Annotated in this window: 22 protein-coding genes; 8 read left to right on the top strand and 14 right to left on the bottom strand. The window is 68.3% G+C overall.

Going from position 1 to position 24,917, the window contains the following annotated elements; genetic code table 11:
• Position 1 precedes the first annotated feature (1 nt).
• The 4 genes from murA to LK533_RS05465 form a co-directional block, all read right to left on the bottom strand.
• Positions 2-1,285 (bottom strand): UDP-N-acetylglucosamine 1-carboxyvinyltransferase, encoded by a 1,284-nt coding sequence (gene murA, locus LK533_RS05480; RefSeq protein ID WP_229361783.1) that lies wholly within the window; start codon positions 1,283-1,285, stop codon positions 2-4.
• 173 nt (positions 1,286-1,458) lie between these two features.
• A complete protein-coding gene (gene clpS, locus LK533_RS05475) occupies positions 1,459-1,818 on the bottom strand; it encodes an ATP-dependent Clp protease adapter ClpS (RefSeq protein ID WP_229361782.1) in 360 nt (119 codons plus the stop codon).
• A gap of 337 nt (positions 1,819-2,155) precedes the next feature.
• On the bottom strand, positions 2,156-3,079 hold the full coding sequence (locus LK533_RS05470) for a phasin family protein (protein WP_229361781.1): 924 nt from the start codon (positions 3,077-3,079) through the stop codon (positions 2,156-2,158).
• Positions 3,042-4,814, bottom strand: coding sequence for a PHA/PHB synthase family protein (locus LK533_RS05465; protein ID WP_229361780.1), 1,773 nt, complete (start codon positions 4,812-4,814; stop codon positions 3,042-3,044). Before LK533_RS05465 ends, LK533_RS05470 begins: the two co-directional genes overlap by 38 nt.
• A gap of 170 nt (positions 4,815-4,984) precedes the next feature.
• Here LK533_RS05465 and LK533_RS05460 point away from each other — a divergent pair, with 170 nt between their 5' ends.
• From LK533_RS05460 to LK533_RS05450, 3 genes are all read left to right on the top strand, one after another.
• The gene (locus LK533_RS05460; RefSeq protein WP_229361779.1) at positions 4,985-6,193 is read left to right on the top strand and encodes an LL-diaminopimelate aminotransferase; all 1,209 of its coding nucleotides are present in this window, start codon (positions 4,985-4,987) and stop codon (positions 6,191-6,193) included.
• A 120-nt stretch (positions 6,194-6,313) separates the two neighbouring features.
• Complete coding sequence (locus LK533_RS05455) at positions 6,314-8,425, top strand: RelA/SpoT family protein (RefSeq protein ID WP_229361778.1); 2,112 nt, start codon at positions 6,314-6,316, stop codon at positions 8,423-8,425.
• A 31-nt stretch (positions 8,426-8,456) separates the two neighbouring features.
• On the top strand, positions 8,457-8,840 hold the full coding sequence (locus tag LK533_RS05450) for an acyl-CoA thioesterase (RefSeq protein WP_229361777.1): 384 nt from the start codon (positions 8,457-8,459) through the stop codon (positions 8,838-8,840).
• Between the two features lie 285 nt (positions 8,841-9,125).
• Here LK533_RS05450 and LK533_RS05445 read toward each other — a convergent pair whose 3' ends face one another.
• Positions 9,126-10,904, bottom strand: coding sequence for an AcrB/AcrD/AcrF family protein (locus LK533_RS05445; RefSeq protein WP_229362156.1), 1,779 nt, complete (start codon positions 10,902-10,904; stop codon positions 9,126-9,128).
• A gap of 191 nt (positions 10,905-11,095) precedes the next feature.
• Here LK533_RS05445 and LK533_RS05440 point away from each other — a divergent pair, with 191 nt between their 5' ends.
• Positions 11,096-11,479: a GtrA family protein gene (locus LK533_RS05440; RefSeq protein ID WP_229361776.1), complete on the top strand. Its 384-nt coding sequence runs from the start codon at positions 11,096-11,098 to the stop codon at positions 11,477-11,479.
• Position 11,480: 1 nt separating this feature from the next.
• Positions 11,481-12,212 carry a class I SAM-dependent methyltransferase gene (locus LK533_RS05435; RefSeq protein ID WP_229361775.1) on the top strand — a complete coding sequence of 244 codons (732 nt, stop codon included), beginning with the start codon at positions 11,481-11,483 and terminating at the stop codon, positions 12,210-12,212.
• A gap of 166 nt (positions 12,213-12,378) precedes the next feature.
• Here the strand turns inward: LK533_RS05435 and LK533_RS05430 are convergent, their stop codons facing one another.
• The 4 genes from LK533_RS05430 to LK533_RS05415 form a co-directional block, all read right to left on the bottom strand.
• Positions 12,379-13,395, bottom strand: a complete 1,017-nt coding sequence (locus tag LK533_RS05430; RefSeq protein ID WP_229361774.1) for a glycosyltransferase family 2 protein — start codon at positions 13,393-13,395, stop codon at positions 12,379-12,381.
• A 73-nt stretch (positions 13,396-13,468) separates the two neighbouring features.
• A complete protein-coding gene (locus tag LK533_RS05425) occupies positions 13,469-14,263 on the bottom strand; it encodes an EF-hand domain-containing protein (protein WP_229361773.1) in 795 nt (264 codons plus the stop codon).
• A 66-nt stretch (positions 14,264-14,329) separates the two neighbouring features.
• Positions 14,330-15,214, bottom strand: a complete 885-nt coding sequence (locus tag LK533_RS05420) for an NAD(P)H-hydrate dehydratase (protein ID WP_229361772.1) — start codon at positions 15,212-15,214, stop codon at positions 14,330-14,332.
• Complete coding sequence (locus LK533_RS05415; RefSeq protein WP_229361771.1) at positions 15,211-15,993, bottom strand: histidine phosphatase family protein; 783 nt, start codon at positions 15,991-15,993, stop codon at positions 15,211-15,213. Before LK533_RS05415 ends, LK533_RS05420 begins: the two co-directional genes overlap by 4 nt.
• Positions 15,994-16,228: 235 nt before the next feature.
• On the opposite strand from LK533_RS05415, the gene acnA reads away from it, so the two are divergent.
• Positions 16,229-18,901: an aconitate hydratase AcnA gene (gene acnA / locus LK533_RS05410; RefSeq protein WP_229361770.1), complete on the top strand. Its 2,673-nt coding sequence runs from the start codon at positions 16,229-16,231 to the stop codon at positions 18,899-18,901.
• Positions 18,902-19,386: 485 nt separating this feature from the next.
• Positions 19,387-19,812, top strand: coding sequence for a GNAT family N-acetyltransferase (locus tag LK533_RS05405; protein WP_229361769.1), 426 nt, complete (start codon positions 19,387-19,389; stop codon positions 19,810-19,812).
• A gap of 157 nt (positions 19,813-19,969) precedes the next feature.
• Here LK533_RS05405 and mtnP read toward each other — a convergent pair whose 3' ends face one another.
• The 5 genes from mtnP to xseA are packed head-to-tail and all read right to left on the bottom strand — an operon-like array spanning position 19,970 to position 23,926.
• Positions 19,970-20,839: an S-methyl-5'-thioadenosine phosphorylase gene (gene mtnP / locus LK533_RS05400; RefSeq protein ID WP_229361768.1), complete on the bottom strand. Its 870-nt coding sequence runs from the start codon at positions 20,837-20,839 to the stop codon at positions 19,970-19,972.
• 36 nt (positions 20,840-20,875) lie between these two features.
• Entirely contained in the window at positions 20,876-21,409 is a 534-nt protein-coding gene (locus LK533_RS05395; protein ID WP_229361767.1) for a superoxide dismutase family protein, read from the bottom strand.
• Positions 21,410-21,466: 57 nt separating this feature from the next.
• Positions 21,467-22,270 (bottom strand): M23 family metallopeptidase, encoded by an 804-nt coding sequence (locus tag LK533_RS05390; protein ID WP_267495230.1) that lies wholly within the window; start codon positions 22,268-22,270, stop codon positions 21,467-21,469.
• 56 nt (positions 22,271-22,326) lie between these two features.
• Positions 22,327-22,527 carry a DUF2093 domain-containing protein gene (locus LK533_RS05385; protein ID WP_229361765.1) on the bottom strand — a complete coding sequence of 67 codons (201 nt, stop codon included), beginning with the start codon at positions 22,525-22,527 and terminating at the stop codon, positions 22,327-22,329.
• Between the two features lie 19 nt (positions 22,528-22,546).
• Entirely contained in the window at positions 22,547-23,926 is a 1,380-nt protein-coding gene (gene xseA, locus LK533_RS05380; protein WP_229361764.1) for an exodeoxyribonuclease VII large subunit, read from the bottom strand.
• Between xseA and purD the strand changes: the two genes are divergently transcribed.
• Positions 23,925-24,917 (top strand): phosphoribosylamine--glycine ligase (purD, locus tag LK533_RS05375; protein ID WP_229361763.1); only part of this gene is annotated, 993 nt, incomplete at its 3' end. The two genes, xseA and purD, sit on opposite strands and share 2 nt — an antisense overlap.

The raw sequence follows: 24,917 nt of genomic DNA, 5'->3' as shown, positions 1-24,917 counted from the left end.
CTTATTCCCCGCCGACGCGCTCGATGTCGGCGCCGACCGCCTGCAGCTTTTCCTCCAGCCGCTCATACCCGCGGTCGAGGTGATAGATGCGGCTGACCGAAGTCTCGCCCCCGGCAGCGAGACCGGCGATGATCAGGCTCATCGAGGCGCGCAGGTCGGTCGCCATCACGGGCGCGCCGACCAGCTTGTCGACGCCGCGCACGACCGCCACCCGGCCGCGCACCTGGATGTCGGCACCCATGCGCGCCAGTTCCGGCACGTGCATGTAGCGGTTCTCAAAGATCGTCTCGGTCAGCACGCTGGCACCGTCGGCCTTGGTCAGCATCGCCATGAACTGCGCCTGCATGTCGGTGGCGAAGCCCGGGAACGGCGCGGTCGACAGCGTCAGCGGACCGATCGGCCCCGTCGCCTCGACGAACAGCGCGTTGCGGCGCTCTTCGACGGTCACGCCCGCCTCGACCAGCGCGTCGATGGTCGCGCGCATGTCATCCGCGCCAATCCCGGCCAGTTCCACCGCACCGCCCGTGATCGCGGCGGCACAGGCATAGCTGCCCGCCTCGATGCGGTCGGGCATGACGGAGTAGGTCGCGCCGTGCAGGCGATCGACGCCCTCGACCTCAAGCCGCTCGGTGCCGATGCCGTCGATGCGCGCGCCCATCGCCACCAGGCAGCGGCACAGGTCGACGATCTCGGGCTCGCGCGCGGCGTTCTCGATCACCGACGAGCCCGAGGCGAGCACGGCGGCCATCAGCGCATTCTCGGTCGCGCCCACCGACACGATCGGGAAGGTCACGCGGCCGCCCGGCAGACGGCCGTTCGGCGCGATCGCCTTCACATAGCCCGCCGCGAGCTCAATTTCCGCGCCCAGCGCTTCCAGCGCCTTCAGGTGGAGGTCGATCGGACGGTTGCCGATCGCGCAGCCGCCGGGCAGCGACACCGTCGCCTCGCCCGCACGCGCGACCAGAGGTCCCAGCACCAGGATCGAGGCGCGCATCTTGCGCACGATATCATAGGGGGCGACCGTGGAGGTCAGCCGCTGGCCGCGCATCGTCATCACGCGGCCGAAGTCGCTCGGATGCGCGCCCTCGATCGTGGTCGACACCCCGAACTGGTTGAGCAGGTGGCCAAAGCTGTCAACGTCCGCCAGGCGCGGCAGGTTGCGCAGCGTCAGCGGCTCTTCGGTCAGAAGCGCGCAGGGGAGCAGCGTAAGGGCAGCGTTCTTCGCGCCCGAGATGGCGATGCGGCCCTTCAGACGGTTGCCGCCGCGAATGAGGATACGGTCCATGGCGTGGCTTTACTCAGTTGCAGCCGCTGCGCAAGCGGGTGGTGGCCCCTTCCACCGTGTTCCCGCGCAGGCGGGAACCCAGGGCCAAGCAGAACAACGATCGGCGGTGTGTGCGGCCCTGGCCTCCTGCCCCCGGCAGGAGCACGGAGACGATTACCGCCTCCGCGTGGCGATCATGCCTTTTCGAGCGTGCACTGCAGCGGATGCTGGTTCTGGCGGGCGAAGTCCATCACCTGCCCGACCTTGGTCTCCGCCACTTCATAGCTGAACACGCCGCACACCCCGACACCCTTCTGGTGAACGTGGAGCATGACGCGAGTCGCCTCTTCCATGTTCATGCGGAAGAAGCGCTGCAGCACCAGCACGACGAACTCCATCGGCGTGTAGTCGTCATTCAGCATCAGCACGCGGTACGGCGTCGGCTTCTTGGTGCGCGTGCGGGTGCGCGTCGCGACGCCCGAGACAGAGCCGGAATCGTCGTCGTTCTCGCCGCCTTCGGAGAGGCGGGGGCTGAGGTCGGGGGCGTCGATCATCACGAGGGGCGAATATGGCATCGCAAGTGCCAAGGGCAAGGCCACGTCGCCAGACCGGCACGGATTTGCAGTGGCTTCGCCTGCCGCACTTGCATCCCGATCCAGCAGAGGCGAGGCGCGCGCGAAAACCCGCCACGCTCGTCATGCGGACGAAGGGCCCATCCAGACGCGCAAACGCCGAAAAGCTCGAGCGGAGCGGCCATGATCCTCACGTTCGCCAGGTTGGCGGGGGAGCAATTGCATGCCCTTCGCAAGGCCCGACCTGCCGCGCACGAAAAAAGGGGCGACCGCGCGTGCGGTCGCCCCTTCCTTCCTGTCCTCGGACAGGCGGGTTGGTTCAGGCGCCGACGACCTTGAACTTGTCGGTTGCGATCGCAACGCGGTTCGACAGCGGCTGGGCCGCGTCACCTGCGAGCTTCAGCATCGCCTCGGTGTTCTTCGAGGTCTCCGCGACCAGCGCGTCGAAGGTGCTGCGGACATAATCGGACTGCAGCTTGAAGAACTCGGTCGGCGACTTCACCGACGCCAGCGTCTTCATGGTCGCGGTCGCACTCTCGAAGTTGCGACGACCGAAGTCCGCTGCTTCGTGGCCGAGCGACTCCAGGCCCTTGGCGGCGATGCGGCTGGCTTCGACCAGCGCCTCGACATTGCCCTTGGCAAGGTCGGTCATCTCTTCGACGGCCTTGGTGCTCTTTTCCATCGCAGCCTTGGTGCGGGCGTTCATGTCGGCGAACATGGCCTGCGCCTTTGCGGTCGTGGCTTCGGGTGCATCGTTGGTGTGGATCATGCTGTGTTCCTCTGGCGCAGGCGCGGTCGGCTCTGCGACCGGGCTGATTTCCTCGACAAGCGTCTTAGCGGCCTCTGCGGCGACCAGCGCGGCATTGGCCGGCGTGTCGGAGGCAGCTTCCAACTGTGCGTTCACCGGAGCCACGATCTGTTCGGCAGGCACCGGTACGGCAGCAGCCGCAAACGGAACCTGGACAGACTTCTCTTCGGCGGCGGTGGCAACAGGCGGCGGGGACACGACCGGCTTTGCACGAAGGGCCGGAGCCTTGCGAGCCGCGGGCGCGGGCGCCTTGGTCCTGGGTTCCTTGCCTGCCATGCGTACGGTCTCCTGCTGTGCGCTGCTGCGGCGCAACAAATACGCCCGTTGTTGCTGCAACGCAATCGTCATTGTGCACCGCAGCATACCTACGTAGTTGAGGGTAACTGCCGACAAAGCCTTATCTTTTTCGTACGTACTCCCCAGGCGCTGCGCCAAGCGCGGGAAGCCCACCTTCACCCGGGACTCGGGCGCCGGTCGCATCCACCTCTGTCGCGTCGATGCCGCGCAGCCATGCGACCCAATCGGGCCACCAGCTGCCCTTCACTTCGCGTGCGCCGGCCACGAAGTCCGCAAGGCTTGCCACCCCCGGCGTGTCGTTGAGCCAATACTGGTATTTGCCCGAAGACGGCGGGTTCACGACGCCCGCGATATGGCCGGAGCCCGCCAGCACAAAGCGCAAGGGGCCAGCGAAATGATGCGTGATCCGCCACACGCTTTCGGCCGGCGCGATATGATCCTCCCGACCCGCCTGGATGTAGCTCGGGGTGCGAACGGTCGAGAGGTCGAGCGGCGTATCGTCGATCGCAAGTGAACCGGGCTGCACCAGGCGGTTGTCGCGGTAGAGATCGGTCAGGTAGCTCTGGTGCCAGGTCGCCGGCAGGTTGGTGACATCGGCATTCCAGTGCAGCAGGTCGAACGGCGGCGCGTCCTCCCCCATCAGGTAGTTGGCGGTGACATAGTTCCAGATCAGCTCGCGCCCGCGCAGCAGGTTGAACGTGGCGGCCATCACCCGCCCGTCCAGGAACCCTTCCGACGACAGCGAGCGGATCATCTCCAGCTGGTCGTCGTCCACGAACAGCGACAGCTCGCCCGCCTGGGAGAAGTCGACCTGGGCGGTGAAGAAGGTGGCGCTGGCGACCTTGTCCGCCTGCCCCCGCGCTGCGAGCAACGCCAAGGTCGCCGCGAGCGTCGTGCCCGCCACGCAATAACCGACCGTGTGCACCGCCGGCACGTCGAGCAGGTCGCGCACCGTGTCGATCGCGTCGATCTGTCCTTTCAGGACATAGTCGTCCCAGCGGACATCCTTCATGCTGGCGTCGGCCGATCGCCAGGAGACGACGAACACCGACAGTCCCTGCTCCACCGCCCAGCGGATGAAGCTCTTCTCGGCGGTCAGGTCGAGGATGTAGAAGCGGTTGATCCAGGGCGGGAAGATGATCAGCGGGGTGGCGAGCACCGTCTCGGTGGTCGGCGCATAGTGGATCAGCTCGTAAAGCTCGGTCCGCTTGATGACCTTGCCGGGAGTGGTGGCGATGTTGCGCCCGACCTCGAACGCGGACGTGTCGCTCTGGGTCAGCTGGCCGCGCGCCATGTCCGACAGCAGGTTCTGCAGCCCCTTGAGCAGATTCTCGCCGCGCGTCTCGACGATCCGCTCCAGCACCAGCGGGTTGGTGGCCGGGAAGTTGGTCGGACTCATCGCATCGACAAAGCCGCGCGTCAGGAAGCGCAGCCGCTCCTTCTGACGCGGCTCCAGCCCCTCAAGCGCGTCGACGCCCTTCATCATGTGCTCGGCAGCGAGGAAATAGCTCTGGCGAATGAAGTCGAACAGCGGCTGTTCATGCCACTGCGGCGCCTTGAACCGCCGGTCGCGCGCCTGCGCCTCTGGCTCGACATAAGGTTCGGCATGGGCAGGATCCAGGAAGCGCTGCCATAGCTTGAGCGAGTCGCTCCAATAATCAGCGCTCGCCTGGGCAATGCCCATCGGGTCGGCCCAGCCGGGCAGGGTCGGCGCGGGCGTCGCCGCATCTGCCGGCTTGTCGCCCGGAAAGGCGAAGCCATGCTCCAGCAGCATCTGCTGCGCGCGGCCGAACACCGCGGTCCAATGCTGCATGTCGGCAAGCGACGGTGTCGTCGGCGATTCCGGCGGGGTCGGTGCGGCATCATCGGCCATGAGCGTCTCTCCCTGTGCTGCCACGGGCGAGCCTAGCGCATGCGCAGGGTCGCGTCAGGTCCGTTCGCCCGTGTGTTTTCGTTGCCAACGCGAGGGGGACCACGCCATCTTTGTTTCCCGCAACGCTGCGAATGGCGTAGAAGAACGCTCCATCAAGCAACGAGGGACCGATGTCCGAGGAATTCTACCGCATCAAGCGCCTGCCGCCCTATGTCATCGCCGAAGTGAACGCGATGCGAGCGGCCGCGCGCGCGGGCGGTGAGGACATCATCGACCTCGGCATGGGCAATCCCGACCTGCCGCCGCCGCCGCATGTGATCGACAAGCTGTGCGAAGTCGCGCGCAAGCCCGACGCCCATGGCTATTCGGCGTCGCGCGGCATCCCCGGCCTGCGGCGTGCGCAGGCCAACTATTACGGCCGCCGCTTCGGCGTGGACATCGATCCGGAGACCGAGGTGGTCGTGACGATGGGGTCCAAGGAGGGGCTCGCCAGCCTCGCCACCGCGATCACCGCGCCCGGCGACGTGGTGCTGGCGCCCAATCCCAGCTATCCCATCCACACCTTCGGCTTCATCATCGCAGGGGCCACCATCCGCGCAGTGCCGACGACGCCCGACGACGCCTATTTCGAGAGCCTCGAGCGGGCGATGAACTTCACGGTTCCGCGGCCGAGCATCCTGGTCGTCAACTATCCGTCCAACCCGACTGCGGAGGCCGTCGATCTCGCCTTCTACGAGCGGCTGGTCGCCTGGGCGAAGGAGAACAAGGTCTGGATCCTGTCCGACCTCGCCTATTCGGAGCTGTATTTCGACGGCCGGCCGACGCCCTCCATCCTGCAGGTGAAGGGTGCCAAGGACGTCGCGATCGAGTTCACGTCGCTGTCCAAGACCTATTCGATGGCGGGATGGCGTATCGGCTTTGCAGTCGGCAACAAGCAGCTGATCGCCGCGATGACGCGCGTGAAGTCCTACCTCGACTATGGCGCGTTCACGCCGATCCAGGCGGGGGCGTGCGCGGCGCTGAACGGCCCGCAGGACATCGTCGAAAAGAACCGACAGCTGTACCATAAGCGCCGCGACGTGATGGTGGAGAGCTTTGCGCGCGCGGGCTGGGACATCCCCTCCCCGCCCGCCTCCATGTTCGCCTGGGCGCCGTTGCCACCGGCGCTCGCGCATCTGGGCAGCCTGGAGTTCTCCAAGCAGCTTCTCACCCATGCCAAGGTCGCGGTCGCACCCGGCGTCGGCTATGGCGAGAACGGCGAGGGCTATGTCCGCATCGCCATGGTCGAGAACGAACAGCGGCTGCGTCAGGCCGCGCGCAACGTGAAGCGCTACCTTCAGTCGATGGGCGTTAACACCCCCGGCCAGGCAGCCGGCTGACGCCGCTGCAGCAATCGGGTGATGCTGCGCGGCATCACCCGAGTTGCGCCAGAGCGAAACTCCCCCTGAACCGGGAGAATTTCGTTGCAAAGCAGCAGCGAGCCACCCCATTTAGTGGCGGTGCTGCGACAATATGAACTGGTAGAGCGGGTCAAGGGCTATGACCCGGAGGCCGACGAGGCGCTGCTGAACCGCGCCTATGTGTTTTCCATGCATGCCCATGGCAGCCAGAAACGGGCGTCGGGCGACCCCTATTTCAGCCACCCGATCGAGGTGGCCGGCATCCTGACCGACCTGCACCTCGACGACGAGACGATCGCTACCGCAATCCTCCACGACACGATCGAGGACACGGTCGCGACGCCCGAGGAAATCGAGGCGAAGTTCGGCCCGTCGGTGGCGCGCATGGTCGACGGCGTGACCAAGTTGTCGAAGATCGAGGCGCAGACCGAGAACCAGCGCGCGGCGGAAAACCTGCGCAAGTTCCTCTTGGCGATGTCGGACGACATCCGCGTGCTGCTGGTAAAGCTGGCTGACCGGCTGCACAACATGCGCACGCTGCACCATATCGCGAAGCCGGAGAAGCGGCGGCGGATCGCGCGCGAGACGATCGAGATTTATGCCCCGCTCGCCGAGCGGATCGGCATGTACGAATTCATGAACGAGATGCAGACGCTCGCCTTTCAGCAGCTGGAGCCGGAGGCGTATGAGTCGATCACGCGCCGTCTGGAACAGCTGCAGACCGGCGGCAGCGAGCGCATCGAGAACATCGCGGGCGGCCTGAAGCAACTGCTGGGGCGCAGCGGCATCGAGGCGGAAGTCTCTGGCCGCGAGAAGCACCCCTATTCGATCTGGCGCAAGATGTCGGAGCGCCATGTCAGCATGGAGCAGCTGACCGACATCATGGCATTCCGCGCCATCGTCGAGACAGAGGAGGAATGTTACCGCGCGCTCGGCATCCTCCACCGGAGGTGGCCGATGGTGCCGGGGCGGTTCAAGGATTATATCTCGACGCCCAAGCGCAACGGATACCGGTCGCTGCACACCAGCGTCATCCATGCCGAGAACATGCGTGTCGAGATCCAGATCCGCACGCGCGCCATGCACGCCCAGGCAGAGTTCGGCATGGCCGCCCATTGGGCCTATAAGCAGGATGCCGTGCGGCCCGATACCCAGGTCAGCTGGATTCGCGACCTGGTCGAGATCCTCGACACCGCCGACAGCCCGGAAGAGCTGCTCGAACACACGCGCATGGCGATGTACCAGGATCGCATCTTTGCGTTCACGCCCAAGGGCGAGCTGCACCAGCTGCCCAAGGGCGCGACCCCGATCGACTTCGCCTATGCGGTCCACACCGACCTCGGCAGCCAGGCGGTGGGCGCCAAGGTCAACGGACGGGTCGTGCCGCTGCGCACCGAGCTTCGCAACGGCGACCAGGTGCAGATCCTGCGAAGCAAGGCGCAGGAGCCGCAGGGCAACTGGCTGAACTTCGCGGTGACCGGCAAGGCGCAGGCGGCGATCCGCCGCCACCTGCGCCACAAGGAACGCGACGAGACGCTGGCGCTGGGTGCCAAGCTCTACGACGACATGGTCGCGCGGCTGCCGGTGGCGCTGGGTGCCGGCGCGGTCGAAGACGCGCTCAAGCGGCTGGGCCTGTCGGACGAAAATGCGCTGCGCGACGCCATCGCCAAGGGCAAGCTGGATGACGAGGCGGTGATCGAGGCGCTGATGCCCGGGACCGCCGCGGGCGCCAAGGCCAAGCAGCTGCTGGGCCAGCGCGCACCCATCGTCATCAAGGGGCTAACGCCGGGCTTCGTCTTCGACCTGGCGGGCGACTGCCGCCCCGTTCCGGGCGACCGCATCATTGCGTTGCGCAAGCCGGGCGGCGGCATGGAGGTGCACGCGATCAGCTGCCCCTCGCTTGCCGACCATGACGATGCCGACTGGATCGACGTCTCGTGGGGCGACGGCGCGGAAGGGGGCACCGCGCGCATCGCCGTGACGCTGAAGAACGAGCCGGGCGCGCTGGGCGCGATCGCGACCATCATCGGCGCGCACAAGGCGAACATCCTGGGGCTGCGGCTCGACAACCGCGACACCACTTTCCACACCAACACCATCGACCTGGAGGTGCGGGACGCTACGCACCTGATGCGGCTGCTGGCCGCATTGCGGGCGGCGGACGTCGTGAATGCAGCCCAGCGCGTGGACGCTTCCGGTCTGAGCAATTGACATGGATGTAAGCGCGGCGCAGGCCATTCGCATGCATCAGCACCCCCTCGCCGTGGCGCCCGCCGACATCGATCACATGGGTCATGTGAACAACGCGGTGTACCTGTCGTGGGTGCAGGAGGCGGTGGTCGCCTATTGGGAAAAGGTCGCGCCGAGCGAGGCCGTGGCCCAGCACCTGTGGGTCGCGCTGAAGCACGAGATCACCTACCGCCGCCCCGCCTTCCTCGACGACGCGATCATCGCAACCGTCGTCGCCGAGCGCGTCCAGGGCGCGCGCGCGTTCTTTTCCACGCTGATCAAGCGCGGGGAGGACGTGCTGGCCGAGGTGCAGAGCACCTGGTGCTCGCTCGACTCCGACACGCTCCGCCCGTCGCGCCTCGCCCGCGACGTGGTACGCCGGTTCCTCCCGGAATAGGGCGAAGCCTCGCCGCCGGACCCGCTGTATTCCTGCGAAAGCAGGGATCCAGGGCCAAGCAGAACAACGGCTCGGGATCTATGACGCCCTGGGCTCCCGCCTGCGCAGGAGCACGGAAAGGGCTTTGGAAAAGGCCCACCTCGGCGAGAACCCTGGGAATCTCGCCCACGCTTGTGGTGGGACATCGGTCGATCCCACCCACTCCGTTCGTGCTGAGTAGGGGCTGAGCGAAGCCGAAGACCCGGATCGAAGCATCTTCGACGCCGTTTCGACTTCGCTCGATCGCTATTCGGACCGAACGGTGTTGGTCCGATCGGCACTCGCTCCATAGCGGATGCGCCACAGCCGGAACGGCGAGCCCTTGGGCAGCGCGACCGGTTCCAGCCAATCCGGCACCTCGCGCTTCGCCAGCTGGTCATAGAAGCCGCCCGGCGCCCGAGCCCGGTAGAGCGTCGTCTCCGCCATGTTCGGGCAGACCAGCAGATAGGCCGCGCCATGCCGCGCCGCGATCGGCCGGAACGCGTCGGCGCTGCCCTGGAAGGCGTGGTGCACGTCCAGGATCGGCTGCTCGTTGCGATGATACGGGCCAGTGATCCCGTTGTGATGGGTCGCAACGATCAGCCGCGGCCCGAGATCGACGTGGGTGAACATCGTCGCGGCGGGGATCCGGTTCAGCTGCGCCAGTGCCGGCAGGCTCATGCAGCGTGCCGATGCGCGATTGACCACCTGGGTGCGACGGTTGGGCGGATCGAAGCGGAACTGCTGGATCAGCGTTGCCGTGAACAGCCCGGCGAGCACCAGCACCGCCGCCAGCACCCCGCCCGCTACCTTGACCGCCGTCGAGCGGTGGGTCGCGAACCACGACAGCACCAGCCACCCCAGCGCAACTTCGCCCGCAACCCCCAACAGCTGCGCGGCCGGGCCGGCCCGGACCTGCCACAGCAGCATGGCGCCGGCGAAGGCGGTGAACAGCGTGATCGCCGCCCAGCCCGCCAGCTGCTCCGGATCGCGCCGCGCGCGCCAGCTGGCGATGATCGCGCCGATCAGCCCGAGCACCGGCACGATCGCGATCGGCACCGCAAGACGGAGCGGATGCTTGTAGATCGGCTTTGCTTCGCGAACATTGTTGAGCCACAGGTCGGCCAGCTCCTGCGACACGCCCTCGGGCCGCGACAGGCATCGGGGGAAGGCCAGCGCAAAGCCGCCCGCGATCACCCCGCCGACCGCAGCACCCGCCAGCAAGCGCGCGAGCCGCGTTTCGAGCCGCAGCCGCGACAGCGCGAACAGCGCAGCCCCGCCCGCGACCGTCACCGACAGCCACACCGGCGTCAGCGCGTCGCAGCGCATCGCGTAATTGGCGTCGGAGGCAAAGGCGACAAAGCCGAGCGCACTACCGCCGGCAAGCGTCGCACCATAGACGGCCAGCCGCCGCGCCTCCGCCCGATCCCACACCCAGCGCAGCGCCACCAGGCCGCCGGCCATCGCGCAATAGGGCAGCAGCTCCAGTCCGATCGTCAGCGACACCGCGCTCGACAGGCCGACCAGCGCGCCGCCCCTGCCCTTGCGCGGATCGCACAGCCCGGCGATCGTGACGCTCAGGCACGCGAGCTGCCATCCATGATGGTCGATGCGCATCGGCATGAACATCGGCAGCGTCGACGAACAGCCGAACAGGAACAGGATCGCGAGCGGCCAGGCGACCGGCGCGACCAGCCGCCGCACCGTCACCGCCAGCGCCACCAGCACGACGCCGAACGGCAGCAAGGGCGCGATGCCGCACGCCAGCCGCTCCGCCCATGCCGCGCCGGCAAACGGCTTCAGCAGCAGGAACAGCGCCGCGATCGGCAGGTCGACCAGCCGCGACCAGTGGATGTCGAGGCCGGCGGGCGGGTTCAGGCGGTACTGGCGCAGGTCGTACCAGCCCTGGCCCGCCAGCAGCCCGCGCACCTGCATCAGCCGCATGTTGTCGTCGGTGTCGTTGAGCACCAGCCAGTGGATCTGCGGCCAGCGCTGCCACAGATACACGCCCGCGATCACCACCCACAACAGCAGGACCCGGCGCATCCAATGGCGGTCCAACCGCTCCAGCAGCTGGACCCAGACCGACCCGTCGTTCAAAACCGCTTCCCTCACCCCGGCGGGCACGATACTGCCCGCGCGCTCGGCGTCGGGTCTAGTGACGGGCGCGCAAAGGGCAAGAGCGAGGGCATTTGGACACCATCCTGAGACGGGTCGAGACGCTGCGGGAGAGCGGAATGCTCGGCCAGCTCGTGCGCTTCGGCATCGCGGGCGGGCTTTCCACGCTCATCTATGCCGCCGTCTATCTGCCGCTCACGACCTGGGTCTTCGCGCGCGAGCACGCCGTCTATGCCGTGCCCTTCGCCTTTGCGGTGGCGGTTACCGCCGGTTTCTTCCTCCACAGCCGCTGGAGCTTCAAGGGCCATGGCACGCGCCATCCCGGCATGCGCCAGCAGCTGCAGTTCGTGGCCGTGCAGGGGTCGGGCATGGCGCTGAACGCCGTGATCACCTGGGTCGGCACCGCGCTGTTCGGACTACCGGCCTGGGCACCGCTGTTGCCCGCGGTGGCGCTTGCAACGATCTTCACCTTCATTCTCAACCGCTGGCTGGTGTTTGGCTGATATGGACCGTGTCATCTACGACCGCATGGCCGCGCATGATTCCACCCATTGGTGGTATCGCGCCCGCCGCGACATCCTGGCCGATTACGTCACGCGCTATGCCAGCCTGCCGAAGGTCGCGCGCATCCTGGAGATCGGCTGCGGCACCGGCCACAACCTGCCGATGCTCGCGCAGTTCGGCGCCGTCGACGCGATCGAGATCGACGCGGCTGCGCGCGAGATCGCCAGCAGCCGGCTGGGCAAGCCGGTCGGCGAGGCGCCGCTCCCCGACCTGCCGGGCGTGCCGGAAGCCAGCTACGACATGATCGCGGTGCTCGACGTGGTCGAGCATATCGAGGACGATGTGGCAGCCCTTGCCGGCATGGCGCGGCGGCTGAAGCCGGGCGGCAAGATCCTGGTGACGGTGCCGGCACACCCGTGGATGTGGAGCGCGCATGACGTGGTGAACCACCACCACCGCCGCTATTCCAAGGCGAGTCTGGCGGAGGCGATCGCGGAAGCCGGGCTAACCCACAACGGTCTGCGCTATTTCAACTCGCTGCTGTTTCCGGCCGCTCTGGCCGCACGCGCGGCCGGCAAGCTGACCGGCAAGGACGACAGCGACGATTCGCCGCCGGCCAAGCCGCTCAACCTGGCGTTCGAAAAGATCTTTGCGCTGGAGCGCCACCTGGTCGGCCGCCTGCCGCTGCCGCCGGGGCTGTCGATCATCACCCTGCTGTCGCGGCGGGGCTGAAGCGGATATTCGCCTCCCCATCCGTTCGTTTCGAGTAGCCGTCGAGCTTGTCGAGACGGCGTATCGAGAAACCGGTGGTCGTGGCTCTCTCGATACGGGCTCTCGACGAGCTCGATCCCTGTTCGAGACAAACGGGGTATGGCGGATCGCCGATCCGGCGACGCCTCTACTCCGCGCCCGGCGCGCGCGGGGCGTAGGTAACTTCGCCCGGCTCGCCCGCCCGATAGCCGAGCGACGCGCGGCCCTGCACCGGCCCAGCCACGTCGGCGACGAGATACAGTGGCCGCCGCTTCGACTCGACATACAGCCGGCCGAGATACTCGCCGATCATGCCGAGCACGAACATCTGCACCGCGCCCAGGAACACCACCACCAGCATGGTGGAGGTCCAGCCCTGCACCGCATTCCCCATCGCCCAGCCGATCGCGATATAGGCCATCAGCAGCACCGAAGCGCCGGTAAGCACCAGCCCCATGTGGCTGGCGAGCCTGAGCGGCGCGGTCGAAAAGCCGGTCATCGCGTCGAAGGCGAAGCGGATCATCTTGGCGAGCGGATATTTGGTGTCGCCGGCATGGCGCTCCGCCCGATCGTAGAGGAACGGCACCTGGCGGAAACCGACCCAGGCGACCATGCCGCGGATGAAGCGCGCCTGTTCGGGCAAGCTCAGGAACGCGTCGAGCGCACGCCTGCTCATCAGGCGGAAGTCGCCGGTGTCGAGCGGGATCGGCGTGTCGGTCACGCGGTCGAGCACGCGGTAGAAGATGGCGGCGGTCAGCTTCTTGAACAGCGACTCGCCTTCCCGCTTGCGACGGACGGCGTAGACCACGTCGGCATCCTCGCGCACCATCGTGGCGCGCATCTCTACCAGCAGCTCGGGCGGATCCTGCAGATCGGCGTCGAGGATCAGGATCTGGCGCCCTGCGCACAGGTCCAGCCCGGCGGTGAGCGCCAGCTGGTGGCCGTGGTTGCGCGACAGGTTGATCGCGACCACGCGGGGGTCGGCGGCGGCGATGCGCTGCATCACCGGCCAGCTGCCGTCGCGCGAGCCGTCGTTGACCAGCACGATCTCGTGATCCCCGCCTACGGCGGCTTGGGCGGCGGCCGAGACACGCCCGTGCAGCGCCTCCAGGCATGCCTCTTCATTGTAGCAGGGGATCACGATCGAAAGCGCAGGGCGGTTCATGGGGCCGCGCGATACTCCAACTCTGCGCCAAACGGAATTGCCTGCGCGACAACGCGCACAGGCAATCCTTCGCTCACTGGCCCGGGGACTTCTCCCCCCGGCCATGCGGCCTGCCGAGTTCGGGCAACTCGTTCCAGTCCACGGCCCCGTCGCCGTTGCGGTCGAGCAGGGCGAACCGCTGTTGCGCCGCCAGGGCGAACTCGATCGGATCGATGCCGCGGTTGAAGTTGCGATCCGTCGCCGCGACCGGCTGCGGCAGGTCAAGATAGCCGAAGCGGCTCGCGCCGCGCTTTCCCTCGCCACCGCGCTTGGGGGCACCGCCGCCGGAGCCTTCGGGACCGCCCCCCGGACCGCCCGGACCGCCTGGCCCGCCCGGACCGCCGCCGCCGCCAGGCCCGCCGCCACCAGGCCCGCCGCCGCCACGCGGGCCACCGCGGCCGCCGCGCGGACCGCCACCGCCGCGCGGACCGCCACCCATGTCGCCGGGGATCCTGATCTCGGGAACCAGCTCGGTTTCATAGCGGATCATGTCGTCGGGATCGATTTCGCCGTCGCCCTTCACGTCCAGCAGCTTGAAGACGCGGGCGGCATCCGCCGTCATTTCGGCTGCGGTGAGCCGGCCGTCGTGATCGGCGTCGGCCCCGTCGAACCAGCGCCGCGCAAGATCGGTGCTGCCCTCGTCCTCCCGGAACGGCTCGCCCATTGGGCTGATGAACAGCCGGCCGCGCGGGCCGCCGTGGGGCGGGCCTTCGCCGCGCGGGCCGCCGAAGGGGCCCGGTGGAGGTCCGCCCGGACCGAAACGCGGCGGCGCCCGGTCCGCACAGGCGGCGAGCGCCAGCGCCATCAACGAAACTGCAGCAATCCGCATCATGAACCCCTTGATCGAAGAGACCGGGGCTAAAGGGCCGGATTGTTGCTGCGATGTTTCGAGCCGCTATCGCGGCAGCAGCCGGGGAAGCTGCGGCGGCAGCTCGCGGCCAAGGAAGCCGAGCGGGCCCGCCGACATCGCAAGCGCGCGCCCGGCCTCGCCATGCAGCCACACCCCCCAGCCGGCAGCGACCACCGGCGCAGCACCCCGCGAGAGGAGCCCCGCGATCGCGCCGGCGAGCACGTCCCCCGAACCGCCGGTCGCAAGACCCACGCCGCCGCCCTCATAGCGCAGCAGCGGGTCGCCATCGGGCGTCGCGACCAGGGTGCTGCTGTCCTTGAGCACCAGCACCGCGCCGAAGCGCTTCGCCGTGGCCAGTGCCGCGCCTTCGCGGTCCTTGTCGATCTCCTCGGCGTCGCAGCCACACAGCGCCGCCATCTCGCCCAGATGGGGTGTCAGGACCAGCCGACCGCCAAAGCTGGCCTTGAGCCGATCGGCGAACGGCCCGGCACAGGCAACCGCGGCAGCGTCCAGCACCAGCGCTGCATCCTTGGGCGGGTCAGCCAAAAGCTGTTCCACCAGCCGCACCGCGGCGTCGCGTTCCGACATGGCGGGGCCGAGCACGATCGTGTCGCAGCGCCGCGTCTCCTCCGCCAGTGCGTTGCCGTCGCCCGCAATCTCCCCGGCCTCGTCCTCGGCAAGCCCGGTCACCCCGGCTTCGGGCATCGCCACGCCCAGCAGCGGCGCGGCCGAAGCGATGGTGGCCAGCATCAACTTGCCCGCGCCGACACGCAATGCGGCCTCGCCGGTCAGCAGCAGCCCGCCCGGCACCCGGCGCGAGCCACCGACCGCCAGCACGCGCCCGCGGCTGTTCTTGGTGGTGCCTTCGCCATGCACCGGAAGCGGATGGGCGGCGAGCCAGCCGCTGTCGATCGGGGTCGGCGTGCTCATCGGCGCACTCCTTCGCTGCGGTCGGGCTCGGCAGTCACGGCGACGGCGCTTTCCTCGACCGGGGCCGTTTCGTTGTAGCGGACCAGCGCCAGTCCGCCGTCGCGGCCCTGCGTCGGATCGAAGCGATATTCGGTCACCGAGCAATTGGCGACATCGCCCTCGCGGTCGATCGCCAGGATCTGCTCCTCGCTCATCCGCTCGATGACGTAGCGCAGGCAGAGCACCACCACCTGGTGCGCGACGATCATCACGCGCCGGCCGCCATAGTGAAGCCCGACCGTGTCCATCAGCGATCGCAGGCGAAGGATCACGTCGCACCAGCTCTCCCCGCCCGGCGGACGGTGGTAGAATTTGCCGAGCATCCGGCGGAATTCGGCCTGTTCGGGCTGCAACGTGCTGATGCCGCTGGTCGTCAGCCCGTCGAGGATGCCGAACTCCTTTTCCCTGAGCCGCTCGTCGGCGCAGATCGGCTCGTCCGGAACCGCGGTGCCGCCCTGTTCGCGGAACAGCCGCGCGGTTTCCATGGCGCGCACATAGGGCGAGGCGAGCATCACCTCCGGCCGGCCATGCGCGTCGCCGCGCGCGAACCAGCGCCCGAGCGCCCGCGCCTGCTCCTCGCCCCGCGCCGACAGCGGCACGTCGACGTCGCGCGCGTCGAGTGCGATTCGCGCAGCGCCCGCCGCATGGGCCGCATCCCGCGCCACATTGCCCGCACTTTCGCCGTGGCGCACGATCCACAATTGTTCGGGCCAGGCGGCGTTGTGGGCGGCGGTCGGCATGGACAAGAGCTCCTGCAGCAAGGGGGGCAGGGTTGAAGCGGCGAACCCGCGCGCGAGTTCCGAACCGCTTCCTTTTGCGACCGTTTCGCAGGTGCGTGCCCACCCTTCCCACAGCCGCACCCCCTTGCTACAGCCCGGCCGAATCTCGCATTCGCTTTTGATGGCGGCGCGCCCGAGCGGGACCCCCTCCCGCCCCTCCGTCCGCGCCGCGCAGACTGGAAGGACAAGTCCCCCTATGACCGCCATCGGCCAGGACACACTCGGCACCCGTGACACGCTCACGGTCGGCAGCAAGACGTACAGCTACTACAGCCTCGCCAAGGCTGCGGCGAAGCTGGGCGACGTCAGCCGCCTGCCCTTCTCGATGAAGGTGCTGCTGGAGAACATGCTGCGCTTCGAGGACGGCACCACCGTCACCCCGGCAGACGCGCAGGCGATCGTCGACTGGCAGAAGGATGCGCGCTCCGACCGCGAGATCCAGTACCGCCCGGCGCGCGTGCTGATGCAGGATTTCACCGGCGTGCCGTGCGTGGTCGACCTGGCCGCGATGCGCGACGCGATCACCAAGCTCGGCGGCGACCCGGCCAAGATCAACCCGCAGGTTCCCGTCCACCTCGTCATCGACCACTCGGTCATGGTCGACGAGTTCGGCAGCCCCAAGGCGTTCGAACAGAACGTCGAGCTGGAGTATCAGCGCAACATGGAGCGTTATGAGTTCCTCAAGTGGGGCTCCAAGGCGCTCAACAACTTCCAGGTCGTCCCCCCGGGCACTGGCATCTGCCACCAGGTGAACCTGGAATATGTGTCGCAGGCGATCTGGTCGTCGCAGGCGACGGACGGCGCCACCATCGCCTATCCCGACACGCTGGTCGGCACCGACAGCCACACCACCATGGTCAATGGTCTCGGCGTGCTCGGCTGGGGCGTGGGCGGCATCGAGGCGGAAGCGGCCATGCTCGGCCAGCCGGTGTCGATGCTGATCCCGGAAGTCGTCGGCTTCAAGCTGACCGGCGCGCTCAAGGAAGGCATCACCGCCACCGACCTGGTGCTGACCGTCACGCAGATGCTGCGCGCCAAGGGCGTCGTCGGCCGCTTCGTCGAATTCTATGGCCCGGGCCTGTCGTCGATGACGCTTGCCGACCGTGCGACCATCGCCAACATGGCGCCGGAATATGGCGCGACCTGCGGCTTCTTCCCGATCGACGAGAAGACGATCGACTATATGCGCCTAACCGCGCGTCCCGAGGAAGTGATCGCGCTGACCGAGGCCTATGCCAAGGCCAACGGCTTCTGGCACGAAGCGGGTCGCGAGGACCCGATCTTCACCGACACGCTGGAGCTCGACATGGGCAGCGTCGTCCCCAGCCTCGCCGGCCCGAAGCGCCCGCAGGACCGCGTCAGCCTGAACAAGGTGGACGAGGTGTTCAACGGCGACCTCACCAAGCTCTACAAGAAGGAGCAGCCGGAGCGCGTCGCGGTCGAGGGCAAGGACCACGACATCGGCGACGGTGACGTCGTGATCGCGGCGATCACCAGCTGCACCAACACCTCCAACCCGTCCGTGCTGGTCGCCGCCGGCCTGGTCGCCCGCAAGGCGCGCGCCCTGGGCCTCACCCCGAAGCCGTGGGTCAAGACCTCGCTCGCCCCGGGTTCGCAGGTGGTCACCGACTATCTGAACAAGGCTGGCCTCACTGAGGACCTGGACGCCATCGGCTTCAACCTGGTCGGCTATGGCTGCACGACCTGCATCGGCAACTCGGGTCCGCTCGCGGCGCCGATCAGCCAGGCGATCAACGGCAACGACATCGTCGCCGCCTCGGTCCTGTCGGGCAACCGCAACTTCGAAGGCCGCGTGTCGGCCGACGTGCGCGCCAACTTCCTCGCCTCGCCGCCGCTGGTGGTCGCCTATGCGCTGAAGGGCACCGTGACCCAGGATCTGATCGAGACCCCGATCGGCCAGGGCTCGGACGGTCAGGACGTGTTCCTCAAGGACATCTGGCCGACCAACCAGGAAGTCGCCGACCTGATGGCGGCCAACATCGACGACGAGATGTTCCGTGCCCGCTACGGCAACGTCTATGCCGGCGACGAGCATTGGAGCGCGATCTCGGTCGAGGGTTCGGACACCTACAGCTGGCCGACCAGCTCGACCTACATCCACAACCCGCCGTACTTCGAAGGCATGTCGATGACGCCGGCGCCGGTCGCCGACATCATCGAGGCAAAGCCGCTGGCGATCCTGGGCGACTCGATCACCACCGACCACATCTCGCCGGCCGGTTCGATCAAGGCCGACAGCCCGGCGGGCAGCTTCCTCCAGGAGCACCAGGTCGCGCGCAAGGACTTCAACAGCTACGGCGCGCGCCGCGGCAACGACGAAGTCATGGTTCGCGGCACGTTCGCGAACATCCGCATCAAGAACGAGATGGTCCCGGGCGTCGAAGGCGGCATGAGCCGCTACGAGGGCGAGGTCATGCCGATCTATGACGCAGCGATGCGTCACAAGGCCGACGGCACCCCGCTGGTGGTCGTGGCCGGCAAGGAGTACGGCACCGGCTCGTCGCGCGACTGGGCGGCCAAGGGCACCAACCTGCTGGGCGTCCGCGCCGTCATCGCCGAGAGCTTCGAGCGCATCCACCGTTCGAACCTGGTCGGCATGGGCGTGCTGCCGCTGCAGTTTGCCGAGGGCGTCACCCGCCAGTCTCTGGGCCTGACCGGCGACGAGACCTTCACCATCCAGAACGTCGCAGGCCTGCGCCCGCGCCAGGACGTGGAAGTCACCATGGTTCGCGCCGATGGCACGACCGAGACGTTCCAGACCCGCTGCCGAATCGATACCGTCAACGAGCTGGAGTATTTCCTGAACGGCGGCATCCTGCACTACGTGCTGCGCAAGCTCGCCGCGTAAGCAGTCACCGAACGAGAAATGGGGCGTGGGAGCAATCCCGCGCCCCTTCTTTTTGCCTGCTGCCCAGCAAACGGGCAGCGCTCAGGGCAGGTGCTTAATTCCCCCGCAGAGCTGCGGAATTTCCGCGCACACGACCGTTGCAAGGATTGCAACTGCAACAGCAAACCTTCGCAATTGCGCAAAGTCGTGCTGCGGCGCACAAAGCACGTGCCTTTCAGGCATCCTCTCCTAAACCTTTCAAGGCCGGCCTTCGGGTCGGCCCTTTTTTTTGTCCGGCGTTCTGCTATGCGAGTCGCACTGCAGCCGCCCTACGAAAATGATCAACGGGAGTGGAGCCGCCGGTAAACCGGCACTACGGCGGATGCAGCGTGGGGGATGGAGCTGCCGCAGCGCCTGCTCTCCCCCACGGCGACCTTCCTCAGCCATCGCCAAATGGATCGAAGCAAACGGCTTTGCCTGGCGCTTGACGGCGGTACAGTCGCGCCATGACGATCCGACTACACGTTCCCGATCAGCCGACCCCCGAAGACCGTGAGGCGGTATTGGCCCCGTTGCGCGCCTATAATGAGGCGGCGTTCGGCCCCGGCCGCGCCGAGCCGCTCGCGATCCTGCTCCACGACGAGGACGGGCACACGATCGGCGGCCTGTGGGGGCGCAGCAACTATGACTGGCTGTTTGTCGAATATCTGGCGCTGCCGGAGGCCATGCGCGGCCAGCGCCTCGGCAGCCGACTGATCGCCGAGGCAGAGCGGATCGCGCGCGAACGCGGCTGCTGCGGCATCTGGCTCGACACCTTCGCGTTCCAGGCACGCGGCTTTTACGAGAAGCTGGGCTTCACCGTATTCGGCACGCTGGAAGACCACCCCCGCGGCAGTCGGCGGTTCTTCCTGAGCAAGCGGCTGGAGGGGTGAAGCGGAGGCGCTGACGGCGCTTAGGCCCGACAAGCCGCATCCACCCGAGCTCGTGCGCAGGCAGGAGTCCAGGGTTCCGCGCGCTGACAGACGTTCTTCTGCTTCGCCCTGGATCCCCGCATGCGCGAGGATACGATCAAATACGGCATCCGAGCCGTCAGACCAGCCGCAGCGCCCTTCCCGCTACCGCATCCAGGCGCGCCACTAACCCCGGATCGCGCATCGACGGCGGCGTCAGCAGCGCCGCATCCAGGCACGTGTCGATCGGCGACGCCGGCCGCTCCTCCGGCAGTGCGGCGACCAGATGCTGCACCAGCGCCCGCGCTTTTTCCGCATTCGCGCCGAGCTGCGCGAGGATCTCGGCGGTATCCACCGCCTCCCCCTCGCGCCAGCAGTCATAATCGGTGACCATGCCCACCAGCGCATAGGGGAGCTCCGCCTCCCGCGCGAGCTTCGCCTCCGGCATCGCTGTCATGCCGATCACGTCGCAGCCCCAGCTGCGATACAGCCGGCTTTCGGCGCGGGTGGAGAATTGCGGCCCCTCCATCGCCAGATAGGTACCGGTCGGCGACACCGACGCGCCCGCCGCCCGCGCGGCATCGACCGTCAGGGCCGACAGGCGCGGGCATACCGGGTCCGCCATCGAGACATGCGCCACCAGGCCAGGGCCGAAGAAGCTCGACACCCGGCCGCGGGTCCGGTCGATGAACTGGTCGACCACCGTGAAGCTGCCCGGCGGCCGATCCTCGACCAGCGACCCCACCGACGAGATCGCCAGCACGTCGGTCACCCCCAGCCGCTTCAGCGCATCGATGTTGGCGCGCGCGTTGAGGTCGGACGGCGGAATGCGGTGCCCGCGGCCATGGCGCGGCAGGAACACGACACGGACATGCCCCATCCGCCCGACGTAAAAGGCGTCGGACGGCAGGCCCCACGGCGTCTCCACCGTCTCCCACCGCCCCTCCTCGACGCCGGCCACGCCGTAGAGGCCGGAGCCCCCGATGATGCCAAGCGTCCAGCCGCTCACGGCAGCATGCCGCCATCCACCCGTGTCACCCGCGGATCAGGCCTGGCTGAACACGCCGCAGGCGATGCGCCCGCCGCTGTTGCCGGCCGGGTCGGTCATCAGGTCGTCGGCGCCGGCGTGGATCATGAACGCCGAGCCATCGGCATCGAACAGCCCGTCGAAGCTGCCGGCCGGCAGGGTGAACTCGATCGAGCCGGTGCCGTCGGTGCCGACCAGCAGGTTGGGCATGTCGCCACCATGCGGCCCAGCCGGGTTCTTGCTGCCGTGCTTCATGCCCGTGGGGTTCCAGTGCCCGCCCGCGGTGGTGAAGTCCGGCGCGTCGCAGCGGCCGACCGTGTGGACATGCGCCCCATGCGGGCCCTGCGGCAGGCCGTTGACGGTAAGCGCGATGCGGACGCCGCCGGGCACTTCGGTCGCAGTGGCGGTGCCGACCGAGGCGTTTGCAGCCGTGCGCAGGCTGGCGGTGGCGACGCGCGCAGCGGCGGGGGCGCTGGCGGTGTCGGCGGGCGCGCCCTGCGTGCAGGCGGCCATCAGTCCAGTTGCGGCAAGCAGGGCCAGGTGCGTCTTCATCGTCGTTCCCCTTGTTTGTTGCACAGGTGAATGGCCCACCCATGCGGCAGTTCCGCGTCAGCTGGGCATCGGCCCCGTGATCAGCATCGGATCGAGTCGCCGCCCCTTCCACATCATGCCCCAGTGTAGGTGCGGGCCGGTAGCGCGGCCGGTGCTGCCGACGGCGCCGATCACCTCGCCCTGGCGGACATGCTGGCCCGGCTTCACATCGATGCGGGACAAATGGAGAAACGCGCTGCTGAGCCCCATGCCATGGTCGAGCATCAGCAGATTGCCCTCCAGCGTAAAGGGCGAGTCCGCGGCCAGGATCACGACGCCGTCTGCCGGCGCCTTGATGGGCGCGCCGGTCGGCTTCGCCACGTCGACGCCCGAATGGTAGCTGCCGGGTTCGCCCGCATAGATGCGCTGCGAGCCGAACCGGCCCGAGATGCGACCGATCGCCGGCCACTGGAAGCGCTGTGACCAGCCCTGGGCAGCGGTCTCCTGCTTGCGGGCGGCAGCGATCTGGGCGAGTTCGGGCGGGCGGCGCCGCTGGAACTCGGCGCTCGGCTGGCTGACCTTGGGCAAGGTCGGCAGCCGCTCGATCTGCCACGCGCGCGGCGCCACGCTCAGCGTCTCGACCTGCTCGCGCCCGTCGGCGAAGCGCGCGACCAGCCGCGCGGTCGGCCCGGCGTCGCGGTCGAAAGCGATCAGAAAGCGGCGATCGGGCGCCAGTGCCACCGGATCGCCTTCGAAGGTCAGCGAAACCACCCCGGCGGGTGCGGTGCCGACCAGTATGCCGCCCTGGATGCGCTGCCCTTCATAGCGAAACGGCGCCGGCGCGACAGCCTGAGCGGGGCTGCCGATCGCGTGCGGCACCATCGAGCCGCCCGACAGCACCGCGATCAGCGCCGCCAGGCTCGCGCCGCCCGCGACCCTCACGCCGTGCGCATCGCCGCGGTTGCGGCCTGGGCACTGGCATACGCCTCCTGCCGCTCGGCGCTCCAGTAATGAAGCTCTTCAAGCGGGATCTTCTCGCCGGTGCGCGCGCAGACGACATGATCGCCCGGCGACAGGACGCGGAACCCGCCCGAAAGATAGTGAAGGCGCGCCTGGCGCGAACTGTTCGACATCAGCATTCGATATTCCAAAGAGGCGTCAGAGCAGGCTCGGCTGCTCGGGCTTGTCCGAAGGATAGGGTTTGCCGCCCGCACGCTCAACCCGCGCGTCCACCACCCCGTCGCGGAAGTGGAGCTTCAGGCCCCCGGCCGCGCGGGCAGCGGCGGCCGAGTCGATCGTCTTGCCCGTGCCACGCGCCTCGACGCGGACATAGCCGCGCTTGAGCAGATTGTCCGGATTGACGCTTTCGAGCAGCCGGCCGACCGAGGCGAGATGCTGGCGGCTGCGGTCGAGCTGGCGGTCGAGCATCGCCGGACGCAGCACCGCGGACTGGCGATCGAGCGTCCGCCGCGCCTGGCCCAGCCGCCGCTCCAGCCCCAGGCCCAGTCGCTGGGCAAGATCGTCGACCCGCTGGCGCTGCGGGCCCAGCAGCGCGTCGCGCCGGGGCAGCACGCGCACCAGCGCCGCCAGCCGCTCGGCCCCGCGGCCGTGATAGCGGCGCGCGCAGCGCTCTGTGCGCATCGCATGGCTCTGCACCGTGTGGCGAAGGTCGGCGAGCACCGGGACCGCCAGTTCGGCTGCCGCCGTCGGCGTCGGCGCGCGCAGGTCGGCGGCATGGTCGCACAGACTCGTGTCGGTCTCATGCCCCACCGCCGAGATCACCGGGATCGAGCAGTCGGCGACCGCGCGGACCACCGCCTCCTCGTTGAACGCCCACAAATCCTCGATCGAGCCGCCGCCGCGCGCGACGATAAGGAGATCGGGGCGCGGCACCGGGCCGCCGGGCTCAATCGCATCGAAGCCGCGCACCGCCGCCGCCACCTGCTGGGCCGCGCCCTCCCCCTGCACCTGCACGGGCCAGACGATGACATGGCTGGGACAACGATCCTCCAGCCGGTGGAGGATGTCGCGGATCACCGCACCCGTGGGCGACGTGACGACGCCGATCACGCGCGGCAGGAACGGCAGCGGCTTCTTGCGGGCCGCGTCGAACAGCCCCTCGGCGCCGAGCTTCGCCTTGAGCTTTTCGAGCAGCGCCATCAGCGCGCCCTCGCCCGCCAGCTCCATGCGATCGATCACGATCTGGTACTTGGAGCGGCCGGGATAGGTGGTGAGCTTGCCGGTCGCGACGACCTCGATGCCGTCCTGCGCCTGGAACGGCAGCGCGGCGGCGGCACCGCGCCAGATCACGCCGTCGATGACCGCGCTCTCGTCCTTCAGGCACAGATACACATGGCCGGAGGCGGCGCGCTTGTAGCCCGAAATCTCGCCGCGCAGGCGGACATGGCCGAACTCGCCCTCGACCATGCGCTTCAGCCGGCCGGCAAGTTCGCTGACGCTGACGGGTGCGGCGTTGTCGCCGGGGATGGGCTCGGCTACGAGCCGCCCCGATGAAAAGCCGGAAAAAGGATCGGGCATGAACGTCCTGCTGGTGGGCTCGGGGGGGCGCGAACATGCGCTCGCATGGCGGCTCGCACAATCTCCGCTCCTCGATAGGCTCTATGCCGCGCCAGGCAACCCCGGCATCGCAGAGCATGCCGAATGCGTGGCGATCGCGGCCACCGATCAGGCGGCGCTGCTCGCCTTCTGCCGCGAGCACGACGTGCGCTTCGTGGTGGTCGGCCCCGAACAGCCGTTGGTCGAAGGCCTTTCGGACCGGCTGCGGGAGGCCGGCATCGCCGTGTTCGGGCCGTCTGCCGCCGCGGCGCAGCTGGAGGGGTCGAAGGGTTTTACCAAGGATCTGTGCCAGCGGGCGAACATCCCGACCGCGGGCTATGTCCGCGTGACCTCGCTGGAGGCTGCACGCAACGCGCTCGGCACCTTCGGACTGCCCGTCGTCATCAAGGCGGACGGCCTGGCCGCGGGCAAGGGCGTGACCATCGCCAGCTCGCCCGAGGAAGCGGAAGCGGCGCTGGTCGCGCTGTTCGACGGCCCGGGTGCCGAGGCGGTGATCGAAGAGTTCCTGACCGGCGAGGAAGCCAGCCTGTTCGTCCTCACCGACGGCACCAGCTACCTGCCTTTCGGATCGGCGCAGGACCACAAGCGCGTCGGCGACGGCGATGTGGGGCCGAACACCGGCGGCATGGGCGCCTATAGCCCGGCACGCGTGCTGACGCCCGAACTGGAGCAGTTGGCGATCGACACCATCGTGCGCCTCACGATCGAGAAGATGGCAGAGGAAGGCATGCCCTACAGCGGCGTGCTCTATGCCGGGCTGATGCTGACGCCGCTCGGTCCCAAGCTGATCGAATATAATGCGCGCTTCGGCGACCCCGAATGCCAGGTGCTGATGATGCGGCTGGAAAGCGACCTGCTGGAGATCATGCTGGCGACTGCCGAGGGCCGACTGGCCGGGCACAAGGTGCGCTTCTCCGACGACCCGGCGCTGACGGTCGTGGTGGCGGCGCGC

The sequence above is a fragment of the Sphingomonas sp. PL-96 genome, assembly GCF_020707215.1.
Lineage (GTDB): Bacteria > Pseudomonadota > Alphaproteobacteria > Sphingomonadales > Sphingomonadaceae > Sphingomonas.
The sequence above is the reverse complement of the archived record's forward strand: the minus strand, read 5'-3'. Positions and strand labels throughout refer to the sequence as shown.